21 protein-coding genes are annotated in these 23,973 nt (G+C 69.7%); 16 read left to right on the top strand and 5 right to left on the bottom strand.

Annotated elements, in window-relative coordinates; all coding sequences use genetic code 11:
• Nucleotides 1–166: 166 nt before the first annotated feature.
• Together FB600_RS31400 and FB600_RS31395 are read left to right on the top strand one after the other, a co-directional pair.
• Entirely contained in the window at nt 167–910 is a 744-nt protein-coding gene (locus FB600_RS31400) for a response regulator (protein ID WP_013691000.1), read from the top strand.
• Complete coding sequence (locus tag FB600_RS31395; RefSeq protein WP_096751561.1) at nt 894–2,141, top strand: ATP-binding protein; 1,248 nt, start codon at nt 894–896, stop codon at nt 2,139–2,141. Before FB600_RS31400 ends, FB600_RS31395 begins: the two co-directional genes overlap by 17 nt.
• An 88-nt stretch (nt 2,142–2,229) precedes the next feature.
• Here FB600_RS31395 and catC read toward each other — a convergent pair whose 3' ends face one another.
• The 3 genes from catC to FB600_RS31380 are packed head-to-tail and all read right to left on the bottom strand — an operon-like array spanning nt 2,230 to nt 4,621.
• Nucleotides 2,230–2,520 (bottom strand): muconolactone Delta-isomerase, encoded by a 291-nt coding sequence (gene catC / locus FB600_RS31390; RefSeq protein WP_013690998.1) that lies wholly within the window; start codon nt 2,518–2,520, stop codon nt 2,230–2,232.
• A gap of 15 nt (nt 2,521–2,535) precedes the next feature.
• Nucleotides 2,536–3,444, bottom strand: a complete 909-nt coding sequence (gene catA, locus FB600_RS31385) for a catechol 1,2-dioxygenase (protein WP_096751560.1) — start codon at nt 3,442–3,444, stop codon at nt 2,536–2,538.
• Nucleotides 3,445–3,493: 49 nt separating this feature from the next.
• A complete protein-coding gene (locus FB600_RS31380) occupies nt 3,494–4,621 on the bottom strand; it encodes a muconate/chloromuconate family cycloisomerase (protein ID WP_145757944.1) in 1,128 nt (375 codons plus the stop codon).
• Between the two features lie 90 nt (nt 4,622–4,711).
• On the opposite strand from FB600_RS31380, the gene FB600_RS31375 reads away from it, so the two are divergent.
• Entirely contained in the window at nt 4,712–5,617 is a 906-nt protein-coding gene (locus tag FB600_RS31375) for a LysR family transcriptional regulator (protein ID WP_096751558.1), read from the top strand.
• 196 nt (nt 5,618–5,813) lie between these two features.
• On the opposite strand, the gene FB600_RS31370 is transcribed toward FB600_RS31375, so the two are convergent.
• Nucleotides 5,814–6,845, bottom strand: a complete 1,032-nt coding sequence (locus FB600_RS31370) for a helix-turn-helix domain-containing protein (protein ID WP_098152952.1) — start codon at nt 6,843–6,845, stop codon at nt 5,814–5,816.
• Between the two features lie 213 nt (nt 6,846–7,058).
• On the opposite strand from FB600_RS31370, the gene andAc reads away from it, so the two are divergent.
• From andAc to FB600_RS31345, 5 genes are all read left to right on the top strand, one after another.
• The gene (gene andAc, locus FB600_RS31365) at nt 7,059–8,330 is read left to right on the top strand and encodes an anthranilate 1,2-dioxygenase large subunit AndAc (RefSeq protein WP_013690993.1); all 1,272 of its coding nucleotides are present in this window, start codon (nt 7,059–7,061) and stop codon (nt 8,328–8,330) included.
• Nucleotides 8,331–8,350: 20 nt separating this feature from the next.
• Entirely contained in the window at nt 8,351–8,827 is a 477-nt protein-coding gene (andAd, locus tag FB600_RS31360) for an anthranilate 1,2-dioxygenase small subunit AndAd (RefSeq protein ID WP_013690992.1), read from the top strand.
• A gap of 23 nt (nt 8,828–8,850) precedes the next feature.
• On the top strand, nt 8,851–9,177 hold the full coding sequence (gene andAb / locus FB600_RS31355; RefSeq protein WP_025100420.1) for an anthranilate 1,2-dioxygenase ferredoxin subunit AndAb: 327 nt from the start codon (nt 8,851–8,853) through the stop codon (nt 9,175–9,177).
• Complete coding sequence (locus FB600_RS31350; protein WP_096751556.1) at nt 9,167–10,396, top strand: NAD(P)/FAD-dependent oxidoreductase; 1,230 nt, start codon at nt 9,167–9,169, stop codon at nt 10,394–10,396. Before andAb ends, FB600_RS31350 begins: the two co-directional genes overlap by 11 nt.
• 97 nt (nt 10,397–10,493) lie before the next feature.
• Nucleotides 10,494–10,913 (top strand): HIT family protein, encoded by a 420-nt coding sequence (locus FB600_RS31345; RefSeq protein ID WP_013690989.1) that lies wholly within the window; start codon nt 10,494–10,496, stop codon nt 10,911–10,913.
• An 85-nt stretch (nt 10,914–10,998) separates the two neighbouring features.
• Here the strand turns inward: FB600_RS31345 and FB600_RS31340 are convergent, their stop codons facing one another.
• Nucleotides 10,999–12,645, bottom strand: a complete 1,647-nt coding sequence (locus FB600_RS31340; protein WP_145757943.1) for a phospholipase D family protein — start codon at nt 12,643–12,645, stop codon at nt 10,999–11,001.
• Here FB600_RS31340 and FB600_RS31335 point away from each other — a divergent pair.
• From FB600_RS31335 to FB600_RS31300, 8 genes are all read left to right on the top strand, one after another.
• Nucleotides 12,635–13,462 (top strand): GNAT family N-acetyltransferase, encoded by an 828-nt coding sequence (locus FB600_RS31335; RefSeq protein ID WP_233630358.1) that lies wholly within the window; start codon nt 12,635–12,637, stop codon nt 13,460–13,462. The two genes, FB600_RS31340 and FB600_RS31335, sit on opposite strands and share 11 nt — an antisense overlap.
• Nucleotides 13,438–14,727, top strand: coding sequence for a DUF445 domain-containing protein (locus FB600_RS31330; protein WP_145757942.1), 1,290 nt, complete (start codon nt 13,438–13,440; stop codon nt 14,725–14,727). Before FB600_RS31335 ends, FB600_RS31330 begins: the two co-directional genes overlap by 25 nt.
• Nucleotides 14,728–15,027: 300 nt before the next feature.
• The gene (locus FB600_RS31325; RefSeq protein ID WP_096751553.1) at nt 15,028–16,611 is read left to right on the top strand and encodes a Na+/H+ antiporter; all 1,584 of its coding nucleotides are present in this window, start codon (nt 15,028–15,030) and stop codon (nt 16,609–16,611) included.
• Nucleotides 16,612–16,717: 106 nt separating this feature from the next.
• Nucleotides 16,718–17,137 carry a hypothetical protein gene (locus FB600_RS31320; protein WP_098182052.1) on the top strand — a complete coding sequence of 140 codons (420 nt, stop codon included), beginning with the start codon at nt 16,718–16,720 and terminating at the stop codon, nt 17,135–17,137.
• 267 nt (nt 17,138–17,404) lie between these two features.
• Nucleotides 17,405–19,045 carry an acetolactate synthase large subunit gene (locus tag FB600_RS31315; protein ID WP_017920500.1) on the top strand — a complete coding sequence of 547 codons (1,641 nt, stop codon included), beginning with the start codon at nt 17,405–17,407 and terminating at the stop codon, nt 19,043–19,045.
• A 74-nt stretch (nt 19,046–19,119) separates the two neighbouring features.
• On the top strand, nt 19,120–20,556 hold the full coding sequence (locus tag FB600_RS31310; protein ID WP_096751551.1) for an aldehyde dehydrogenase family protein: 1,437 nt from the start codon (nt 19,120–19,122) through the stop codon (nt 20,554–20,556).
• Nucleotides 20,557–20,903: 347 nt separating this feature from the next.
• A complete protein-coding gene (locus FB600_RS31305) occupies nt 20,904–22,001 on the top strand; it encodes a hybrid sensor histidine kinase/response regulator (RefSeq protein ID WP_096751550.1) in 1,098 nt (365 codons plus the stop codon).
• 281 nt (nt 22,002–22,282) lie between these two features.
• A complete protein-coding gene (locus FB600_RS31300) occupies nt 22,283–23,959 on the top strand; it encodes a methyl-accepting chemotaxis protein (RefSeq protein WP_105820414.1) in 1,677 nt (558 codons plus the stop codon).
• Nucleotides 23,960–23,973: the final 14 nt, after the last annotated feature.

The raw sequence follows: 23,973 nt of genomic DNA, 5'->3' as shown, positions 1-23,973 counted from the left end.
ACTCCGTAAGGCAAATCAAGATCATGCAAGCCATGCCGGCCCGGCTTCGCTTATAGTCACCGGATTGCAAGCCGGCAGGGGAGGAGCGTTCCGTCCCCCGGTTTCCGATCCTTACCGGCCGCTTGCCGGTTTCCTTGTTCCTTCTCGACCGTCCAGTCTCGCGACCATGACCGACACGCCTATCCAGGTCCTGCTGATCGACGACGATGCCGCGCTGCGCGATCTGCTGCGAACCTTCTTCCAGCAACGCGGCATCGAGATCTCGGTGCTGCACGACGCCACCACGCTCGAGCGTCGGCTCGAACGCGAGCGTCCCTCGGTGATCGTGCTCGACCTGATGCTGCCCGGGGTCGACGGCCTGACCGTGCTCAAGCAACTGCGCGCGAGCGGCGACCCGATCCCGGTGATCATGCTGACCGCGCGCGCCGACGGCGTCGATCGCGTGATCGGCCTCGAACTCGGCGCCGACGACTATCTCGGCAAGCCCTTCATGCCGCAGGAACTGCTGGCGCGGATCCACGCCGTGCTGCGCCGCCACGCGCCGGCCGGTGCGCTCGGCACGCGGCCCGCGCCCGAGCGGCGCGAGCCGCTGCGCTTCGGCCCGTTCCGGCTCGACTTCGCCACCCGCACGCTGTACCGCGAGACCGAGGCGCTCAAGCTGACCGGCGGCGAATACGCGCTGCTCGAGGTGTTCGCCCTGCATCCGATGGAAACCCTGTCGCGCACGCGCCTGCTCGACCTGCTGCACGGCCCGTATTCGAACCTGACCGAGCGCGGCATCGACGTGCCGGTCTGGCGCCTGCGCCGCCTGCTCGAGGACGATCCGGCCCAGCCGCGCTACGTGCAGACCATGCGCGGCGTCGGCTACATGTTCGTGCCCGGCGGCGAGGGTGATGAAGCGCACGTTTGACACCCTGTTCGCGCGGCTGGCGCTGATGGCGATCGGACTGGTGCTGGTGGTCCATGCCATCGGCCTGGTGCTGCTCGATCGCGAGCGGCTGCGCCTCGAGGTCGAGCAGACGCGCCGCGTGATCGCCCTGTCGACCCAGGCGCAGGCCAGCGGCAGCGCGCTGGGCCTGGCGGTGAGCGCGATGCTCGGCACCTCGTTCGTCGACACGCGCGACGCGGTCGCCTTCGGCTGCCCGAAACCCTGCACCGACACCTACGGCCCCTTCGAACGCCACCTGCGCGAGGCGATGCCGCCCGGCACCCACGTGGTGGCCGACGGTCACACGCGCACGCTGTGGGCGCGCTACCCCGGCGCGAAATACTGGATCACGCTGCCCTCGACCATGCCCTCGGTGACGCGCTTCATCGGCGCGTCCTCGCTGACCATGCTGGTCGGCATCGGGCTGGCGATCTTCGGCGCCTGGCGCATCCAGCGCCCGCTGCGGCGGCTCGCGCAGGCCGCGCGCGACTTCCGGCCCGGCAACCGCCAGCCGGCCGTGCCGATCGGCGGGCCGCGCGAGGTCAAGGAGGTGATCGCCAATTTCAACGAGATGGTCAGCGAGCTCTCGCAGGGCGAGCAGGAGCGTGCCGTGATGCTGGCCGGGCTGGCGCACGACCTGCGCGCGCCGATCACGCGCATGCAGGTGCGCGCCGACCTGCTTCCCGACGCGGCCACGCGCGCCGGTTTCCTGCGCGATTCGGAAGCGCTGTCGCGCATCGTCACGCAGTTTCTCGATTTCGCGCGCGAGGGCAGCGAGCCTTCGTCGGCCGCGAGCGTCGACCTGCATTGCCGCCAGCATTACGGCGGCGAACTCGACGACGGCTTGGTCAGCATCGACCTGCGCGCCGGCGAGGGTTTCCAACTGCCGCTGGTCGATCTCGACCGGATCCTCACCAACCTGATCGAGAACGCCATGACCTACGGCGAGCCGCCGGTGGAGATTTCCACCGAGGCGGCCGCGCAGGGTTATCGCCTGATCGTTCGCGACCACGGGCCGGGGATTCCCGAGGCCGAGCTCGAACGCGCGCTGCGGCCCTTCGTGCGGCTCGACGCGGCGCGCGGCGGCGACGCGCATTGCGGGTTGGGGCTGGCGATCGTCAAGCGGCTGGTGCGCCAGCATCGCGGCAGCTTCGTCGCCTCGAATGCCGACGACGGCGGTTTCGTGGTGACCATGACCTTCCCGTTCGCCTGAGCCAAACGACGAGGCCCGATCGAAACGATCGGGCCTCGTGCTTTCCGACATCGCCGACATCTCGGCATCGCGCCGATGCCGCCGTCGATCAGCTGTCGTCCTCGCGGATCGACGAGGGATGGCGGCACAGCGCGCGCACTTCCACCTGCATGTACGGGAACAGCGGCAACTGGCTCAGCAGGTCGTGCAGATGCGCCGGGCTCTCCACGTCGAACACGCTGATGTTCGCGTAACGCCCGGCGATGCGCCACAGATGCCGCCAGATGCCTTCCTGCTGCAGCTTCTGCGACATCGCCTTTTCCTCGGCCTTGAGGCTCGCCGCCTTGACCGGGTCCATCTCGGCCGGCAGGTTCACGGTCATTTCCACATGGAACAGCATGCTCGTCCTCCGGGCTCAGGCCGAGGCGCGCGCGCGATCGACCTCGGCGCTCGGCAGGGCGGCACGTTCGCGCGTCATGCGGAAGTCGAAGTCGATCAGCGTGAACTGGCCGCTCAGGCCATAGGGCTTGCCCTCGGCGCCCTCGGCCTTCTTCAGCTCCGGCACCAGGCCGTCGCGGGTGGCGAAGGCGAAGTCGTCCCACAGATACGGATCGCCGTCGATATTGATCTGCGTGGTCAGGCGGCGCATGCCGTCGGCGGTCACGAAGAAGTGGATATGGGCGGGGCGATGGCCATGGCGGCCGACCAGGTCGAGCAGTTGCTCGGTCTTGCCGCCCGGCGGCACGCTGTAGCCGACCGGCACCACGCTGCGGAAGGCATACCGGCCCTCGGCATCGGTGCGGATCGAGCGGCGCAGGTTGAAGGGCTGCTGCGACGGATCGAAGTAGGAATAGTTGCCGAGATGGTTGGCGTGCCAGACCTCGACCAGCGCATTGGCCAACGGCTTGCCCGTGTCGTCGAGCACCTGGCCGCGCATCACCAGCGCCTCGCCCGGCTCGCCGTCCTCGTCCAGTCGCGCGAAGCCGGCCGACTCCGGCGCACCGGCCACATAGAGCGGGCCCTCGATGGTGCGCGGCGTGCCGCCCTCGATGCCCGCGCGGGCCTCGGCCTCGTCGAGCCGCACGTCGAGGAAGTGCTCGAAGCCGAAGCCGGCCGCCAGCAGCCCCAGTTCGCCGCTCTTGCCCGCCTCGCCGAGGTAGTTCAGCGCGGTCCAGAACTCGCTCGGGCTGACGTCGAGTTCCTCGATGGTGTAGAACAGGTCGCGCGTGATCCGGTTGACGAGCGCGCGCACGCGCGGATTGCCGGGCTTGATGGCGGTGTCGTCGAAGGATTTCAGCAGGGCGTCGATGGCGGGCTTGTCCATGTATGTCTCCGATGTGTGAATGTGGGGGCGAGGCGGGTGGCGCGGCGGTTCAGGTCCGCCGCATCCGTTCGATGCGTGGCCAGTCGGGTTCGATGCCGAGCCCCGGGCCGTCCGGCAGGTGCAGCGCGAAGTCGTGATAGCGCAGCGGCTCGACCAGGATCTCCTCGGTCAGCAGCAGCGGGCCGAACAGCTCGGTGCCCCAGTCCAGCGGCCCGAAGGTGCTGAACAACTGCGCCGAGGCGAGGGTGCCGATCGCGCCTTCCAGCATGGTGCCGCCGTACAGCCCGAGCTGCGCGGCCTTCGCGATCGCGGCCACTTGCGCCGCGCCGGCCAGGCCGCCCGACTGGGCGATCTTGATGGCGAACACGTCGGCGGCGCGAGAGCGCGCGATCTCGTAGGCGTCGAAGGCGCCGTGCAGCGCCTCGTCGGCCATCACCGGCACGGCGGCCAGCGCCGTGAGGCGGGCCAGGCCGGCGCGGTTGGCCGCCGAGATCGGCTGCTCGACCAGGCTGACGCCGGCCTCGGCCAGGCGCGGCAGGGCGCGCAGGGCCTCGGTCTCGCTCCAGGCCTGGTTGACGTCGACGCGCACCTCGCCGCGCGGGCCGAGCGCGGCGGCGATCGCGGCCACGTGGGCGAGATCCTGCTCCACCGGGCGCAGCCCGATCTTGAGCTTGAACACGCGATGGCGGCGCGCCTCCAGCATCTGCTCGGCTTCGGCGATGTCGCGCGCGGTGTCGCCGCTGGCCAGCGTCCAGGCCACCTCGACCGAATCGGCGGTGCGCCCGCCGAACAGCTCCGACAAGGGCACGCCGAGACGGCGCGCCTGGGCGTCGTAAAGGGCGGTCTCCACCGCGCACTTGGCGAAGCGGTTGCCCTGGAACAGCTTGCGCAGGCGCGCCATGGCGGCGGCCGGGCGCGTGGCGTCCATACCCTGAAGCAATGGAGCGAAGTAGGTGTCGATATTGGCGCGGATGCTTTCCGGGCTTTCCTCGCCATAGGCCAGGCCGCCGATGGTGGTGCCTTCGCCCACCCCCTCGACCCCGTCGCTGCAACGCACGCGCACCAGCACCAGGGTCTGGCAGTTCATGGTCGCCACCGACAGGCGGTGCGGGCGAATGGTGGGGACGTCGACCAGCAGGGTCTCGACCCGCTCGATGCTCACGCCAGTTGCTATCATGCGGTTCCTCCGGTTGGCGCTCATGGTCGGTCAAAAGCCCGGCGGCCGTCCAACACCGTTTCCGACTACTTCCATACTTTCGAGGTATGCATGGAATTGCGGCAGCTCCGCTACTTCATCGCCGTCGCCGAAGAGATGAACATCACGCGGGCGGCCGAGCGGCTGCACATGACCCAGCCGCCGCTGTCGCGCCAGTTGCAGATGATCGAGGAGGAAATCGGCCTGCCGCTGTTCGAGCGCGGCGCCCGGCCGCTGCGGCTGACCGAGGCCGGGCGCGTGTTCTACGCGCAGGCGCGGCGCCTGGTCGAGCAGGCCGACGAGCTGGCGCCGCTCACGCGGCGGCTCGCGCAGTTGTCGGAGCGGATCGTGATCGGTTTCGTGCCCTCGTCGATGTACGGCGCGCTGCCCGACGTGATCCGCGCCTTCCGCGAGCGCGCGCCGAACGTCGAGCTGTCGCTGATCGAGATGTTCACGCTGGAGCAACTGGGCGCGCTGAAAGGGGGGCGCATCGACGTCGGTTTCGGCCGGCTGCGCTTCGACGACGACCAACTGGTGCGCGAGGCCCTGATCGAGGAGAAGCTGATCGCGGCCTTGCCGGCCGGGCATCGCTGCGCCGATCCCGCGGTGCCGATCACGCTGGCCGAGCTGGCGGCCGACACGCTGATCGTCTATCCCAGCACGCCGCGGCCGAGCTTCGCCGACCAGCAGCTCTCGGCGCTGCGTGACGGCGGGCTCACGCCGGCCGCCGTGCACGAGGTGCGCGAGCTGCAGACCGCGCTCGGGCTGGTGGCGGCCCAGGTGGGCGTGTCGCTGGTGCCGGAGGGCGTGGAGGGCGTGCGCGTGCGCGGCATCGTCTACCGGCGGCTGCCCGAGCCGGTCGCCACCTCGCCGATCATCATGAGCCGGCGCTTGCACGACGAGGGTTCGGCCACCGCATTGTTCTGCCGGCTGGCGCGCGAGCTGTTCGCGCTGGCGCAGGGGCCAGCGGTCGCCTGAGTTACGCCGGGGCAGCGGCGCTGACGTGGTCAGGCGCCTGGCAAGGCAGGCTGCGTGGCGGAGGTGGCCCAGATAGCCGGGCTAGCCGAGACGGCTGAAGTATCGAAGTGCCGGAGCTGGCCGAGGCGGCAGATGCGGCCGAGGCGGCCTGATGCAGCCGCTACGGCCTCAGGTGGTGGGGCGGCCGAGACGCTCCCTAGCGCCGCTCCAGCGTGTCCGAGGGCGATTCGCCGAAGCGCTCGCGATAGGCGATCGCGAAACGACCCAGATGCGCAAACCCGCAATCGAGCGCGATATCGGCGATACGCCGGCCCGGCGCCGCCGCGCGCAGCCGCTCGCGCGCGTGCTCGAGCCGCGTGGCGCGCAGGAACTGCGTTGGGCTGAGCCCGCGAAACTGCAGGAAACCCTCGCGCAGCGTGCGTTCCGGCACGCCGGCCGCGGTCACGATATCGGCCAGCTGCAGCGGCTGCGCATAGGCGGCCTCGACGAATTCCTGGGCGCGGCGCACGAAGGCGGGCGCCGGATCGTGGCGGCGGGGCGCGATGGCGAGGGCGGCGGGATTGCCGGCCGGAACGGGAAGCGCGGCATGGGCGCGGGCGGAAAGCCCGAGCCGGCCCGCCGCGCGCGCCGGATGGCCGTCTACCAGCAGGTCTAGCAGCAACTGCTCGATGCGATCGGCCACGCGCGGGTTGGCGCAGGCCGCCTCCAGCAGGTCCGGCGAGCGTGCCACCAGCATCAGCTGCTGGAACCACGGCGCCAGCGAGGCGCCGCCCACGCCCACCACCGGGTCGAGGCCCGGCGCGCCATCCGTCAGCGCCGCCAGCGCGGCCGCGTCGATGCGCATCACGAACTGCTCGCAGTCGGCCGACAACTCGGCGTCGAAGGTCTCGCCGGGCGCGCAGATCACGCCGGTGCGCCCGTCCACCGCGAGCAGCCGCCCGCCGGCGCGCACCCGCGCATGGCCGGCCACGCAGAACATCAGCAGGTGGTAGCCGTCGACGGCATCCACGCGCACCTGCATCGCCTCGCCGAAGGCGATCGCCCCCAGCCCGAGCCGCCCGAGCCGCACGAAATCCATATGGGCCGCGCCGCCGTGCCGGCGGCCGCCCGGCACCAGCGCGTGCGGCTGCATCACGCGCGAGATGCGCTCGCGCGTCTCGTCGAGATCGCGCGATTCGAACAGCCGGTGCGCGCGCAGCGCGAGCGGATCGAACAGGGTCGGGGGCATGATCGTGTCGGTGGGCGGCGCGTCGGCGCCGCCGTCGTCGTTTTCGCGATCCTATCGCAAAAATAATCGGCGATCGGCAGAAAGCCGCCGGAACTGGATAGTGCAGCGCCGCAAGCGGGGGCCGCCCGCCGTTTCCGGATAGACGCCGAATATTAGCGTTTCAAGAATCGGGTCCTGTCGGGTGATAGCCACCCTCGTCCCCAGGAGACCACCATGGAACTGACCGAAACGCCGGTGCGGCTCGCCGACCGTCACGACACGGCCGAACTGCGTTTTCCGCGCGAGGACGGCTCGCGCGTGCCCTACAAGGTGTTCAGCTCGCAGGCCGTCTACGAGCGCGAACAGGAGCGGATCTTTCGGGGTCCTACCTGGAACTTCGTGGCGCTCGAGGCCGAGCTGCCCAAGCCGGGCGATTTCAAGAGCAGCTTCGTGGGCGACACGCCGGTGGTGGTCACGCGCGGCGAGGACGGCACGCTCTCGGCCTGGGTCAACCGCTGCGCGCATCGCGGCGCACAGGTGTGCCGCCAGGCACGCGGCAACGCCAGCTCGCACACCTGCGTCTACCACCAATGGAGCTTCGACAATGCCGGCAACCTGCTCGGCGTGCCGTTCCGGCGCGGGCAGAAGGGCATGACCGGCATGCCGCCCGATTTCGATCCGAAGCAGCACGGCCTGCGCCAGCTGCGCGTCGAGAGCTATCGCGGCCTGGTGTTCGCGAGCTTCAGCGAGGAAGTCGCGCCGCTGCCCGAGTACCTGGGCGCGGAAATGCGGCCCTGGATCGACCGCATCTTCCACAAGCCGATCGAGTACCTCGGCTGCACGCGGCAATACTCGAAGTCGAACTGGAAACTCTACTTCGAGAACGTGAAGGACCCCTATCACGCGAGCATGCTGCACCTGTTCCATACCACCTTCAATATCTTCCGGGTCGGCATGAAGGCGCGCTCGATCCCCGACGCGACGCACGGCCTGCACAGCATCATCACCGTCACCAAGACCGGCGAGGACACCTCGGCGGCCTACAAGCAGCAGAACATCCGCTCCTTCGACGAGGGCTTCGCGCTGGAGGACGATTCGATCCTGGGGCTGGTGTCCGAATACGACGAGGACACCACCAACCATATCCAGCCGATCTTCCCGCAACTGGTGATCCAGCAGATCCACAACACGCTGGTGGCGCGCCAGTTGCTGCCCAAGGGGCCGGGCAACTTCGAGCTGGTGTTCCACTTCTTCGGTTATGCCGACGACACGCCCGAGCTGCGCGCGCTGCGCATCAAGCAGGCCAACCTGGTGGGGCCGGCCGGCTACATCTCGATGGAGGACACCGAGGCCACCGAGCTGGTGCAGCGCGGCACCTTCCGCGATCCCGACGCGAGCTCGGTGATCGAGATGTCGCGCAGCAATCCCGACCAGCAGGACACGGTGATCACCGAAAGCCTGATCCGGCGTTTCTGGGTCGGCTACCAGAAGCTGATGGGCTATTGAGAACCCCGCGGAGCACACCCATGACCGACGACATTTCGCTGTGGCTCGAACTGACGATGCTGCAGAACCGCTATCTCGGCCACCTCGACAACAACCGGCTGGAAAGCTGGCCGGAGATGTTCACCGAGGAATGCCTGTATGAAATCGTGCCGAAGGAGAACGCCGATCTCGGCCTGCCGATCGGCATCATCCACTGCAGCAACCGGCGCATGCTGCGCGATCGCGTGGTGTCGCTGCGCCACGCCAACATCTACGACGCGCATACCTATCGCCACATGACCTCGGGCCTGACCATCCTCGCGGTGCGCGGCGAGGAGATCGACACCGAGAGCAACTACGTGGTGGTGCAGACCAAGAGCGACGGCGAATCGCACGTCTACCAGGCGGGCCGCTACTTCGACACCGTGGTGCGCACGCCCGAGGGGCTGCGCTATCGCGCCAAGCGCGTGATCTACGACACCTCGCGCGTGCAGACCCTGCTCGCGACGCCGATCTGAACCGCTGGAGGAAGGACATCATCATGACCGAGGACACGCTCGATACCTGGCACGCGCTCGGCGCGCTCGACGAATTCAGCGAGGACGAACCGGCCGCGCGCGTGGTCGGCGGCAAGCCGATCGCGATCTTCCGGCTCGGCGACGAACTGTTCGCGCTGCACGATCTCTGCACGCATGGCCACGCGCGGCTGTCGGAGGGTTTCGTCGAGGACGGCTGCGTGGAGTGCCCGCTGCACCAGGGGCTGGTCGACATCCGCAGCGGCGCGCCGCGCTGCGCGCCGATCACCGAGGCGGTGCGCAGCTATCCGATCCGCATGGTCGACGGGCAGGCGCAGGTCCATGTCGGCTGATCCGGTGGTGATCGTCGGCGCCGGCCACGCGGCCCGGCGCGCGGCCGAGGCCTTGCGCGAGCGTGACGCCGCGCTGCCGATCGTGATGCTGGGCGAGGAGCCCGAGGCGCCTTACGACCGGCCGCTGCTGTCGAAGGACGCGCTGCTCGCGGCGGCCGAGGAGCCGCGCCTGTTCGTGCGCGAGCCGGGCTGGTACGCGCAACAGCGCATCGAGCTGCGGCTCGCCGCGCGCGTCGAGGCGATCGACCGCGCCGCGCAGCGGGTGCGCCTGGCAGACGGCGCCAGCCTGCCCTATGCGCGGCTGCTGCTGGCCACCGGCTCGCGCGTGCGGCCGTTCGGCGGCGCGCTGGAGCCCGGCGTGCCGCTGCACTACGTGCGCACGCTGGCCGATACGCGCGCGCTACGCGAGGCCTTGCGGCCGGGCCTGCGCGTGGCCGTGCTCGGCGGCGGCTTCATCGGCCTGGAGGTGGCGGCCAGCGCGGTGCGGCTCGGCTGCCGGGTCAGCGTGATCGACCCGGCCGCGCGCCTGCTCGGCCGTGCGATGCCGCCCGAGGTGGGCGAGCATGCGCTGGCCCTGCATCGGCGGCATGGCGTCGAGGTCCGGCTCGGCGTGCTGCCCGAGCGCGTGCGGCGCGATTCCCGCGATTCCGGCGGCGCGCTGCTGGTGGAAACCAGCGAAGGCGAGGTGCCGGCCGACGTGGTGGTGGTCGGGATCGGCGTGGTGCCCAATGTGGAACTGGCGCAGGCGGCGGGGCTGGAGGTGGCGGACGGGATCCGCGTCGATGCCGGCTGCCGCACGCTCGATCCGGCGATCTTCGCGGCCGGCGAGGTGAGCTCGCATTTCCATCCGCTGGCGGGGCGCCACGTGCGCACCGAATCCTGGCAGATCGCCGAGCGCCAGCCGGCCGTGGCGGCGGCCAACCTGCTCGGCGGCGAGGACGCTTACGCGGAGCTGCCCTGGCTCTGGTCGGATCAGTACGACAGCAACCTGCAGACGCTCGGCTGGTTCGAGCCGGGGCAGCGGCGCGTGCTGCGCGGCGAGCCGGGCCGCGGGCCGTTCGCGGTGTTCGGGCTGGACGGGGAAGGGCGGCTCGCGGCGGCGGCCGTGATCGACGCGGGGCGCGAGATGGCCGTGTGCCGCCGGCTGGCGGCTGCGCGCGCGCCGCTCGACGCGGCGCGGCTGGCCGATCCGGCGGTGGCGCTGCGCAGCCTGCTGTAAGGGCGCGAAGCACAGTTGGGGCCGCGCTTGCGCGTTCGCGCGCGAGCGTCGAGAATCGTCGTTCCCGTTCACCCCAACCCCGACGACGACCGAGATCATGGCCTACGACGACAAGAACATCTTCGCGAAAATCCTGCGCGGCGAGCTGCCCTGCACGCGCGTATACGAGAGCGACAGCACCATCGCGTTCATGGACATCATGCCCCAGTCGCCGGGCCACACCCTGGTGGTGCCGAAGGAAGCGGCCGAGATGCTCTACGAGCTGTCCGACGAGGCCGCCGCCGAATGCATCCGCGTCACTAAGCGCATCGCGCTGGCGATCCGCGAGGCGCTGCGCCCGGACGGCCTGTTCATCGGCCAGTTCAACGGCGCGGCGGCCGGCCAGACCGTGCCGCACGTGCACTTCCACCTGATTCCGCGCTGGGCCACCCAGCCGCTCGGCGCGCACTCGCGCGACGTGGCCGATCCGAAGGAACTCGAGGCGATGGCCGAGCGGATCCGCGCGGCGCTGAAGTAAGCAAGTCTGCCTGAACCAGGCGCAGCCGATGAGCGCGTGTCCGCCGGGCACGCGCCCGGCCGTCACGTCGCCGTCACGATCTGCCTCAGAGCTGGCCGTCGACCGGCAGCATGCGGAACAGGCCCGTCAGCGCATTGCGCACGAAACCCGCGCCGGGATCGACGCTGTAGGTGCGCACCTGGCCATGCTCGACATCGGTCCAGAGCAGCGGCGATTGCGCGGCCGGCCCGCCCGCCGCGGACGAGGCCGGCTCGGCCAGCGTCACGCGATAGCTTTCGGTCGGCTGCGTGACGTGGTCGAACAGCCCGGCCACTTCGCCCGCGAGTTGCGGGCTGCGGATCACCAGGGCCAGCTCGGTATTGAGGTAGGCCGAGCGCGGATCGAGGTTGAGCGAGCCGATCACCAGGGTCGAGCGGTCGATCACATAGGCCTTGGCATGCAGGCTCGCGCGCGAGCGCGAGCCGAACAGCCGCAAGCTGGCGGTGGGCGGCTGCTCGGCGCGGAACTCGTAGAGCTCGACGCCGCGCCGCAGCAGCGGCACGCGATAGGGCGCGTAGCCGGCCTGCACCGCCACCGCATCGGTGGCCGCCAGCGAATTGGTCAGGATCGCGACGCGCACGCCGCGCGCGCTCAGCGCGCCGAGCGCCTCCACGCCGGCATCGTGCGGCACGAAATACGGCGAGAACACCAGGAACTCGCTGCGCGCCTCCTTGGCGAGCTTGGCGAGCGTCTGCATCGGCGGGCTCTGGTAGGTGCCGCTCGCCATCGTGATCTTCTCGGGCGAGTCCGCCTTGAACTCGGCTGGGGCCCACACCAGGCCGAGCTGCTCTCCGGCGATCTGCGCGGCCAGCGGGGTGGCGTTGAGCGGCTTGGCGTCGTAGGGCGTGGCGTACTCGCGCCAGTGCTCGCGCAGCGCGTCGCGCGCCTGGTCCAGGTCCTGCGGCGAGAAGCGCTGGTGGTTGAGCGCGCGCAGCGGATAGGCGCTCGCGCTGGCCCAGTAGGCGTCGAAGCTCGACGAGATGTCGGCCGTCACCGGGCCGGCCGCCAGCACGTCGAGATCGCGGAACTGCAGGGTCGGGCTGGCGCTGAAATACTCGTCGCCGAGATTGCGGCCGCCCACGATCGCGAGCTGGTTGTCGGCGATCATCGCCTTGTTGTGCATGCGCCGCGTGAAGCGGTCGATCTTGGTGACGAGGTCGGCGGTGCGCGCGAACATGCCGCGCTGGGTCGCGCCGAACGGGTTGAACACGCGGATCTCGATGTTCGGGTGCGCGTTCAGCGAGGCCATGATCTGGCCGATGTCCTTGAAGTTCAGGTCGTCCACCAGCATCCGCACGCGCACCCCACGATCGGCCGCGTGGAGCGCGGCGGCCAGCAGCAGCTTGCCGGTGGTGTCCTCGGTGGCGATGTAGTACTGCATGTCCAGCGTCCGGGTGGCCGCGCGGGCCAGCGCGATGCGCATCTGCAGCGCGTCGGTGCCGACCGACAGCACGCGGAAGCCCGATTCGCCCGGATGCGCGCGCTCGGGGGCGGCCAGCGCGTCGCGCAGCGGGGTGGGCGTATCCTGCGGCAGCGCGTGCGTGACCGGGCGCGGCAGCGAGGTGGCGGGCGGGTGGGTCGCGCAGCCGCTCAGGACCAGGGCAAGCGCGGCCAGGCCGGCGACGGCGAGGCGTCGAGCCGCGCGCGCCGGATGGCGGGCACGGGATTCGCGTCGAGCGGAAATGGCCGGCACGCTGCGGACTCCTTCGAAACGGGACGAGGGGCGCCGGCGGGCGGGGGGCCGGGCCTGGAATGTGCGGATCGATTCTACGGGGGCGCTTGCGATGCGGCAACCGGCCGGCGCGCTGACCGCCGATGCTGCGATGCCCATGCCGCTGAAACCACCAGAACCGCCAAGGCCGCCCGCCAATCGCCGGTGTACCATCGAACGATTCCTCATCCGCCCTGATCGACGCATGTCCTTGCCGTCTGCTCCCGAGCTTCCCGCCGCCTTCGAAATCGTCCGTCTCGGCCCGTCGCGGGCGGAGGATTACCGGGCCATCCGGCTCGCCGCCCTGCAAGCCGATCCCGGCGCGTTCGGCTCGACCTACGAGGTCGAGGCCGCGCGTGGCCTCGATCACTTCGTGGCGCGCCTGGCGGGCATGGCGGTGTTCGGCGCCTATCGCGACGGCGAGATCGTCGGCATGGCCGGCCTGCGGCGCGAGCCGGGCCCGCGCGAGCGCCACAAGGGCGTGCTGTGGGGCGTGTTCGTCGAGGCGCGCGTGCGCGGCCTCGGCGTCGGCCGCGCCTTGCTCGACGCGGTGCTCGCCGAGGCGGCCGAGGAACTCGCGCAACTCACCCTGGCGGTTGCCGGCGCCGACCAGCGCGTGCGCGACTGGTACGTCCGCGCGGGCTTCGAGGTCTACGGCGTCGAGCCGCGCGCGCTGAGCGTGCCGGGCGGCTTCGTCGACAGCGTGCTGATGGTCCGCTTCCTCACCCCGGCCGATTGGCCCGGCGATACCAATACGCAACCCGATACGCGACGATGCGCGACAAGTCAGCCGAACTGAAGGCCAGCAAGCGCCGGACGCTGGCGCTGCTGGTCGCCGTCACGGCGGTGTTCGCGCTCACCCTGGCGGTGCCGGGCGGGCCCTGGATCGACGGCGTGAAGGCGGTGGCCGAGGCCGCCATGGTGGGCGCGCTGGCCGACTGGTTCGCGGTCGCCGCGCTGTTCCGGCGCGTGCCGATCCCGATCGTGTCGCGCCATACCGAGATCGTGCCGCGCAACAAGGAACGCATCGCCGACAATCTCGCGCAGTTCGTGCGCGAGCGCTTCCTCGATCCGGCCTCGATCGTCGCGCTGATCCAGCGCCACGACCCGGCCGCGCGTCTCGCCCAATGGCTGGTGGAGCCCGCCAATACCCGGGTGCTCGGCGGCTACGCGACGCGGCTGATCGGCTTCGCGCTGGAGATGACCGACGACGCGCGGATCCAGCGCTTCGTCAAGGACGCGCTGCACGCCGCCTTCGACAAGGTGGACCTGTCGCGTTCGGCCGGCGCGATCCTCGACACGCTCACGCGCGACGGCCGCCACCAGCAACTGCTCGACGACGGCATCGCCCAGTTGGTCGCGCTGCTGCGCGAGCCCGAGCAGCGCGGCGCGATCGCCTCCTACATCGTCGACTGGCTCAAGGGCGAATATCCGAAGATGGAGCGCGTGATGCCGACCGCCTGGCTCGGCGAGCACGGCGCGGAGCTGATCGCCAACGCGGTGACGCGCGTGCTGATCCAGATCGGCGAGGATCCGGAGCACCGGCTGCGGCGCAGCTTCGACGCCACGGCCGCGCGCCTGGTCGAGCGGCTCAAGGCCGATCCCGCGTTCATCGAGAAGGGCGAGGAGCTCAAGCGCTACCTGCGCGACGGCGAGGCCTTCAACGGCTACGTGGCCGAGCTCTGGAGCCAGTTGCGCGACTGGCTCAGGGCCGATCTGGCGCGCGAGGATTCGCTGCTGCACCGGCAGGCCGCCGCGCTGGGCGGCTGGCTCGGCGAGCGGCTGGCGGCCAGCCCGGCGCTGCGCGAATCGATGAACGAGCACGTCGAGAAGGCGGCCGCCGAGATGGCGCCCGAGTTCGCGGCCTTCCTCACGCGGCACATCAGCGACACGGTGCGCAACTGGGACAGCGAGGAGATGTCGCGGCAGGTCGAGCTCAATATCGGCAAGGACCTGCAGAGCATCCGCATCAACGGCACGGTGGTGGGCGGCCTGATCGGGCTGGTGCTGTACCTGGTGAGCTACGCGGCGCGCTGGGCCGGCGCCGGGCTGCCGCTGCACTGAAGCGCCGGCGAGCATGCCGGCTCGCCCGGTACTTAGCCCTGCCTAGCAGCTCCCTAGCAGTTCCCGGGGGCACGGGTCGGCCCCAGCCGGCCCGCATGACATCCCCTTGTCGCGCCCGCATCGCCCGCCAAGCTGACCGCCCCATGTCGCGCGGGCAGCGTTGTTCACTCCCGTTTGACATTTCTCCGCTCGACGCGGCGCGAGCCCTCATGGTGTAATCGCGCGACCGTTTGCAGGCCCCTCACAAGCCTTTCGCAAGCCCATCCGCAACCCGTTTTCTTCCAAGGAGAAGGAGCTTCCATGTCTCCCGTGTCGGCCTTCAAGCTGATCCTCTTGTCGATCGCCGCGATCGTCGTGCTCGAACTGGTCGCCAAACGCCTGAGGCTGCCGCCCGCCGCGGCGCTGCTGGTCGGCGGCGCCGGCATCGCCTTCGTGCCGGGCCTGCCGCCCATCAACCTCGATCCCGACCTGGTGCTGATCGTGTTCCTGCCGCCGCTGCTGGTGGACGGCGCCTATTTCTCGGTCTGGGAGGAGTTCAAGCGCAACCTCGGCGGCATCATGATGCTGGCGATCGGCGCGGTGGTGTTCACCACCCTGGCGGTCGGCCTGGCCGTGCACTGGGCGGTGCCCTCGCTGCCCTGGGCGGCCTGCTTCACGCTCGGCGCGATCGTCTCGCCGCCCGATGCGGTGGCCGCCAAGGCGGTGCTCGAACGGGTCGCGCTGCCGCGCCGGCTGATGGTGCTGCTCGAAGGCGAGAGCCTGCTCAACGACGCGGCCGGCCTGGTGCTGTACCGCTTCGCGGCGGCCGCCGCGCTGACCGGCGTGTTCAGCTTCCAGGGCGCGGTGCTGCGCTTCGCCGAGCTGGGGCTGGGCGGCGTGGCGGTCGGCTTCATCGTCGGCTGGGCGTTGATCCGCTTCATCAAGCTGCTCTCCGACGACTACCTGATCACGATCTCGGCGGTGCTGGGCGGCTGGGTCAGCTATATCGCCGGCGAGACCCTGGAAGTGTCGGGCGTGATCTCGACGGTGACCATGGGCATGATGCTGGGCTGGCACCAGCACGAGATCTTCAGCGCGATGGTGCGGGTGCGCTCCACCGCCTTCTGGAAGATCATGGTGTTCCTGCTCGAGGCCCTGGTGTTCGTGCTGATCGGGCTGTCGCTGCGCGGCGTGCTGGTGCGCCTGGGCGGCTTCGGCGAGGTGTTCGCGAGCATGACGCCGATGCTGCTGGCGGTGCTGGCGGCCGTGATCGGCTCGCGCTTCCTGTGGATCTTCGCGGTCGAGTTCCTCAAGCTGCCGCGCCGCTGGTTCGGCCGCGCCGGCCCGCATGCGGACTGGCGCGCCGCCACCGTGATGAGCTGGGCCGGCATGCGCGGCGTGGTCACGCTGGCGATCGCGCTGTCGCTGCCCGAGGCGATGCCCGGCCGCGACATGATCCTGGTGGCCGCCTTTGCGGTGATCCTGGTCACGGTGCTGCTGCAGGGCACCACCATCGGCCCGCTGATCCGGCTGGTGTCGCCGCACGACGGCCATGTGCCGAACTCGCGGCATCTCACCGAGCCGCGTGCCTGGGCACGCATGAGCCGCGCCCAGCTGGCCGCGATCCAGCCGCTGGTGCGCGACGCCGAGGGCAAGGTGATCCATCCGCGCCTGCTCGAGCAGTACAGCTACCGGATGTCGATCGCCGAGCGCTTCGAGCACGAGCCGGCCTTCCCGACCGAGGACGTCCACGCCCATTACGACGTGGTGCTGGCCGCGGTGGCGGCCGGGCGCGCCGAGATGCTGCGCATGCATCGCGCCGGCGAGATCCACGACGAGGTGCTGCACCAGCTCGAGCGCGAGCTGGACCAGCAGGAAGTGACGGCGCGCCTGGCGATGGAATGAGGCGCTTGTCACGCCTGCCCATGAAGCCATCGACACCGGCGCATCGATACGGAGCGCGATCATGAAGCGAAGCATGGCGAGGCCTCGCCTCGGCCCGAGGTCCCTGTTGCCCGCCGTGCTCTTGCTCGGCCTGGCCGCCGGCGCGGCGCAGGCGAGGATCGAGCAGGACGTGCGCTGCTTCCGGAGCAGCGAGGGCGCCGCGCCGATCCGCTTCGAGTTCCGCATGTTCTACGACAGCGACACGAATTGGTCGGGCGGCTACGTGCGCTACAAGGGATCGAAGACGGTGATCCCGATCGTGCTGAAGTCCGAGCACGGCACCGAGCTTGCTCCGGGCCGCCCCGACGAATTCGATCGCACCTGGGTGGAGGTGATCGACGGCCGGCTCGGCGGCGAGTACCGGATGCTCAGCCAGGGCGCGATCGTCGAGTCGATGAGCTACACGAAAGCCTCGCCGCGGCGCAGCGTCGGCTTCGTCGACGATGCCGGGAGCTTCACCTCGGACAGCACCGCCTGCCAGTGGTGATGCCCGCTTTCTCCTGACGAATTCCTTTCGTTTCCGCTGGCGCTGCACGGCGCCCGCCATCGCTGCAGCGCCCGGCGCGATCTCCTACAATCAAACCCGTCGTCCGCCGCGGACGCTGGCGCCGAAGTCCGGCACCGGCCGCGCGCGGCATGCCTTTCAATCTGGTCCATCTGCAGGTAACGAGCCGCCCGGGTCGTAGGCCGACCCGGGCGTTTGCCACACCGCCCGCGCCGTAAGCCGGTCGGGCGGTATCCACCGAGAGTCCCCATGAAAGCATCCGATCTGTTCGTCAAGGCGCTGGAAGCCGAAGGCGTCGAATACGTGTTCGGCATTCCCGGCGAGGAAAACCTCGACCTGCTCGAATCGATCCGCCATTCGCGGATCAAGCTGGTGCTCACGCGCCACGAGCAGGCCGCCGGTTTCATGGCCGCCACCTACGGGCGGCTGACCGGCAAGGCGGGCGTGTGCCTGTCCACGCTCGGCCCCGGCGCCACCAACTTCGTCACGGCCGCCGCCTACGCGCAGCTCGGCGGCATGCCGATGCTGATGATCACCGGCCAGAAGCCGATCAAGACCAGCAAGCAGGGCCACTTCCAGATCGTCGACGTGGTCGACATGATGCAGCCGCTCACCAAGCTGACGCGCCAGATCGTCTCGATCGGGCATATCCCCTCGGCGGTGCGCGAGGCGTTCCGGCGCGCCGAGGACGAGCGCCCCGGCGCCGCCCACCTCGAGCTGCCCGAGGACATCGCGCACGAGGAGGGCGACGGCAAGCCGATCCCGGCCAGCTACAGCCGCCGCCCGGTGGCCGAGGAGAAGGCCGTGGCGCGCGCGGTGGAGGCGATCCACCAGGCGCGCCATCCGCTGCTGATGATCGGCGCGGGCGGCAACCGCAAGACCAGCGCGCGCATGCTGCGTGAGTTCGTCGACGCCACCGGCATCCCGTTCTTCACCACCCAGATGGGCAAGGGTGTGATCGACGAGACGCATCCGCTCTGGCTCGGCAACGCGACGCTCTCGGACGGCGACTTCGTGCACCGCGCGATCGACCATGCCGACTGCATCATCAACGTCGGCCACGACGTGATCGAGAAGCCGCCGTTCTTCATGCGCAGCAACGACAAGACCGTGATCCACGTGAACTTCCTGGGCGCCCAGGTCGATCCGGTCTACTTCCCGCAGATCGAGGTGGTGGGCGACATCGCCAACGCGGTCTGGCAGATGAAGGAGGCGCTGGCGCCGAAGCAGAGCTGGGACTTCTCGCGCTTCATGCTGATCAAGGAGCGCTTCGACGAGCACCTGAAGAAGGGCGAGGACGATCCGCGCTTCCCGCTGCACCCGGTGCGCGTGGTGCACGACCTGTCGCGCGCGCTGCCCGCGGACGGCATCGCCTGCCTCGACAACGGCATGTACAAGATCTGGTTCGCGCGCTACTGGCGTGCCCACGAGCCGAATTCGCTGCTGCTCGACAACGCGCTGGCCTCGATGGGCGCGGGCCTGCCCTCGGCGATCGCCACCAAGATCGTGCATCCGCAGAAGAAGGTGGTGGCGATCTGCGGCGACGGCGGCTTCATGATGAATTCGCAGGAACTCGAGACCGCCGTGCGCCTGAAGCTCGACCTGGTGGTGGTGCTGCTGCGCGACGATGCCTTCGGCATGATCCGCTGGAAGCAGGAGAACATGAACTTCCCCGACTACGCGATGACGCTCGACAACCCCGACTTCGTCGCCTACGCGAAGAGCTATGGTGCGCAGGGCCATCGCGCCGAATCGGCCGACGCGCTCGGGCCGCTGCTCGAACACTGCTTCGCCACGCCGGGCGTGCACCTGGTCGACGTGCCGATCGATTACTCGGACAACGAACGGATCCTGAACCGCGAGATCCCGCGCCTGTCCGCGCAGCTCTGAGTGTTTCCCCCTCGCGGCGCCGTGCCTCGCGCGCGGCGCCGCCGATTCCCGCATCCCCCGACCGGAGGCAAGCCATGCTGAAGGAAAGCTACCCGTACTACCTCGCCAACCAGGCCGTGCAGGCCAACACCGATCTCGAAGTCACCGACAAGTACAGCGGCAAGGTCGCCACGCGCGTCGCGCTGGCCGACGCGAAGGCGATCGACGCGGCCATCGCGGCGGCCGTCGAGGCCGAGAAGCCGTTCGCCGCCTGGCCGTCGTTCCGCCGCCAGGCCGTGCTCGATCACTGCGTGACGCGCTTTCGCGAGCGCTTCGACGAGCTGGCCGACGCGCTGTGCATCGAGGCCGGCAAGCCGATCAACGATTCGAAGGGCGAGGTCACGCGCCTGATCGACACCTTCCGGGTGGCCGCCGAGGAATCGGTGCGCATCGGCGGCGAGCTGGTCGACCTGGAGATCTCCAAGCGCGCCCAGGGTTATTCGGGTTACGTGAAGCGCGTGCCGATCGGCGCCTGCTCGTTCATCTCGCCGTTCAACTTCCCGCTGAACCTGGCCGCCCACAAGGTCGCGCCGGCCATCGCGGCGGGCTGCCCGTTCGTGCTCAAGCCGGCCAGCCGCACGCCGATCGGCGCGCTCATCATCGGCGAGGTGCTGGCCGAGACCGACCTGCCCAAGGGCGCCTTCTCGATCCTGCCCGCGCATCGCGACGGCGCCGACCTGTTCACCACCGACGCGCGCTTCAAGCTGCTCTCCTTCACCGGCTCGCCGGCGGTGGGCTGGGACCTCAAGCAGAAGGCCGGCAAGAAGAAGGTGGTGCTCGAACTGGGCGGCAACGCGGCCGCGATCGTCGACGCCGACCAGCGCGAGCGGCTCGACTACGTGGTCGAGCGGCTGGTGTTCGGCGCCTTCTATCAATCGGGGCAGAGCTGCATCGGGGTGCAGCGGATCCTGGTGCACGCAAGCCTTTACGAGGCGCTGCGCGAGAAGCTGGTCGCCAAGACCCGCGCGCTGAAGATGGGAGACCCGAAGGATCCGCAAACCTTCGTCGGGCCGATGATCTCCGAATCGGAATCGCGCCGCCTGGCCGGCTGGATGGAGGCGGCGGTGCAGGCCGGCGCGAAGATCGTGGCCGGCGGCAAGGTGGACGGCGCGATGTTCGAGGCCACCCTGCTGGAGAAGGTCGGCCGCGATCAGGATCTCTATCGCAAGGAAGCCTTCGGGCCGGTCGCGCTGCTCGAATCCTTCGAGCGCTTCGAGGATGCGCTGGCGCGCGTCAACGACAGCGATTTCGGCCTGCAGGCCGGCGTGTTCACCGATTCGCTGTCGCATGCGCATCGCGCCTGGGACGCGCTCGAGGTGGGCGGGGTGGTGATCAACGACGTGCCCTCGTTCCGCGTCGACAACATGCCCTATGGCGGCGTCAAGGATTCGGGGCTCGGTCGCGAGGGCATCCGCTACGCGATCGAGGACATGACCGAGCCGCGCCTGATGGTGGTCCGCCAACCCGGCTGACCGCCTTTGCCGAGGTGGCTCGCGGCGAATCCGGCCGCGTCGTGGCGCAAGCCCGGCGCGGCCGGTTTTTTCGCCCGCGGCGGGCGCCCCGGGGGCTCGCTCAGGATGTCGTCCGCGATTGCGTCGCAAACGAGCATGGCGCATGCCCAGTGCGTCGGATTCCCCAGCGTGAAATATAAAAATCGTTTAGAATCATTAAGTTATATTTCTCCAAAAGAAGCAATGCCGCCGAAAACCGGGCATTCACAACCGGAAGTGCGCCAGAGAGGGCGCAGGCGGAGCCGCCCCCGCATGGACCCAGGCGCTGTCCGTCCCTGGCGGCGGGCGACGGCACACGCGACGACTCCATGAACGGAACAACCAATACGGACTACGCGCCGGATTCGCATGAATCCGGCATTTCGGTGCTGCTCGTCGACGACCAGGCGTTCGTCGGCGAGGTGGTGCGTCGTCTGCTCGCCGCCGAATCCGATATCGCGCTGCATGTCTGCGCCGATGCGCACGCCGCGCTCGAGATGGCGCGCGAGGTGCGCCCGAGCGTGATCCTGCAGGATCTGGTGATGCCGGACATCGACGGGCTCGAGATGGTGCGCGCCTGGCGCGCGGAGGCCTTCACGGCCTTGGTGCCGATCATCGTACTCTCGGTCAACGACGATCCGCTGGCCAAACGCGAAGCCTTCGTCGCCGGCGCGAACGATTACCTGGTCAAGCTGCCGGATCCGATCGAGATGATCGCGCGGATCCGCTATCACTCGAATTCCTATCGCACGCTGCGCCAGCGCGACGAGGTGCTCGACTTCCTCTCGCACGACATGCGCGCGCCGCAGAGCTCGATCCTCTCGCTGCTCGACACCTACCGCGCCACCCACGGCGAGATGCCCCTGCTGCTGGAGCGCATCGAGCTGCACGCGCGCCGCGCGCTGGCGCTGGCCGACGGCTTCATCCAGCTGACCCGCGCGCAATCGGAGAAGCAGCCGACCGAGCTGGTCAGCCTCAACGAGGTGCTGCTCGACGCGGCCGACCAGCTCTGGGAGAAGGCCGGCAACATGGGCAGCCGGATCAGCGTGGGGGTGCCCGAGCTGGAGTGCCTCTGCATCGGCGACCGGATGATGCTCACGCGCGCGGTCGCCAACCTGATCGACAACGCGCTCAAGTACGGGCCGGCCGGTGCCGAGGTGCGCTGCCTGATCGCCGACGACGGCGAGGACTGGCTGGTCGGCGTCGAGGACGAAGGGCAGGGCATCGCGCCCGAGCTGCGCGCCAGCGCCACCGAATCCTTCGTGCGCCTGACCCACGGGCCCGGCACCCAGCGCGGCGGCTTCGGGCTCGGCCTGGCCTTCGTGCGGGCCGCCGCCGGCAAGCATCGCGGCGAGATCCTGATGCGCTACACCGCGCGCGGCTTCATGACCGGCCTCGCGCTGCCCAAGGCCTCGCCGCGCGTCTGAGCGGGCGCACCCGCACCCGGCGCGAGCGGTTCCCGGCCGCCTCTCCCGTGCCGTTTTCTTCCGCCTCGAACCTGCCGCGCATCCTTCCGTCCCTGTTTCGGGGGACCGCCGCCGGCGCGAGCCGCGCGCCGCCGCTGCGCGCCCGCCACGCCGGGCCTGCCCGGGCTGTCTAGGCGGCCGTAAAGACAGTACACTCGTGCTGGCTCGCGCCCCGCCGGGCGCCATGCCGTCCGTGCCGCGACGGCTCCCGAACGCATCCGCTGACTACCCACATCGAAAACATGGCCAACGTGTCGCCTCGCGCAAGCATCGAGCATCCCTCCAAGTCCGCCGGCGCGCGGATCACGCTCGGCAACCGGATCCTGCTCAGCTTCGGCGCGCTGTTCGTGCTGATGCTGGTGATGGCCGGCTTCTCCTACACCAAGCTGCGCCTGATCGACGAGGAAACCAACAGCATCCAGCGCGATTCGCTGCCTGGCGTGTACCTGGCCACCTCGCTGCGCGCCTCGGCCAACGAGTCCTACACGGCGATGCAGCGCGCCATCTTCGTGGATGCCGACGCGGCCGCCTCGGCGCGCGAACTCGACAAGATCCCCGGCATGCTCGATGCGTTCGAGAAGCTGTCGGCCACCTACCAGAAATCGACCTTCCGCGAGGACGATCGCCAGCGTTTCGCGACCTTCCGCGGCGTCTACGAGCGTTACCTGCCGCTGCTGGCCGATGCCGTGCAGAAGGCACGCAGCGGCTCGCATGCCGACGCGGTGAGCGCCTACGCGCGCTGCACGCCGGTGTGGGAGGACGTGATCCGCAATGCCAATATCCTGGTTACCGAGAATCGCAGCTTCGCCGATCAGTCGGCGCAGTCGATCCGCGAATCGGTGTCGAGCACGCAGATCACGCTGGCCACGGTAGTGGCCGTCGAACTGGTGGCCGCGCTGGTGATGGGCTGGCTGCTGTACCGCGCGGTGATGCGGCCGATGGCGGAACTGGTCGGCGTGCACGACGTGATGCGCACCGGCGACCTGACCCGGCGCCTGCAGCTCGGCCGGCGCGACGAGTTCGGCACGCTCGAGACCGGCTTCAACCGCATGGCCGACGAGATCACCTCGTTGGTCGCGCAGGCCCAGCAGTCCTCGCTGCAGGTCACCACCTCGGTGGCCGAGATTGCCGCCACCTCGCGCGAGCAGCAGGCCACCGCCAACGAAACGGCCGCCACCACCACCGAGATCGGCGCCACCTCGCGCGAGATCTTCGCCACCTCGCGCGACCTGCTGCACACCATGAACGAGGTGTCGAACGTGGCCGAGCAGTCGGCCACGCTGGCCGGCATGAGCCGCAACGGCCTGACCCAGATGGGCGAGACCATGCGCAGCGTGATGGACGCGGCCGGCTCGGTCAACGCCAAGCTGGCGATCCTCAACGAGAAGGCGCTCAACATCAACCAGGTGGTGGCCACCATCACCAAGGTCGCCGACCAGACCAACCTGCTGTCGCTGAACGCGGCGATCGAGGCCGAGAAGGCGGGCGAATACGGCCGCGGCTTCGCCGTGGTGGCCACCGAGATCCGCCGCCTGGCCGACCAGACCGCGGTGGCGACCTACGATATCGAGCAGACCGTCAAGGAGATCCAGTCGGCCGTGTCGGCCGGCGTGATGGGCATGGACAAGTTCTCCGAGGAAGTGCGGCGCGGCATGCTCGACGTGCAGCAGGTCGGCTCGCAGCTCTCGCAGATCATCACCGAGGTGCAGACCCTCGCGCCGCGCTTCCAGCTCGTCAACGAGGGCATGCAGACCCAGGCCAGCGGCGCCGAGCAGATCACCCAGGCGCTCTCGCAACTGTCCGAGGCGGCCCAGCAGACGGCCGAATCGCTGCGCCAGTCCTCGCAGGCGATCGACGACCTGACCCTGGTCGCCAACGGGCTGCGCACCAGCGTCTCGCGCTTCAAGGTCGAGGCGTGAGCGCCGCGACCCGC

The sequence above is a fragment of the Burkholderia sp. SJZ089 genome, assembly GCF_007828315.1.
Lineage (GTDB): Bacteria > Pseudomonadota > Gammaproteobacteria > Burkholderiales > Burkholderiaceae > Burkholderia > Burkholderia gladioli.
Note: the sequence above shows the minus strand (reverse complement) of the source record. Positions and strands in the feature narration are given on the sequence as shown.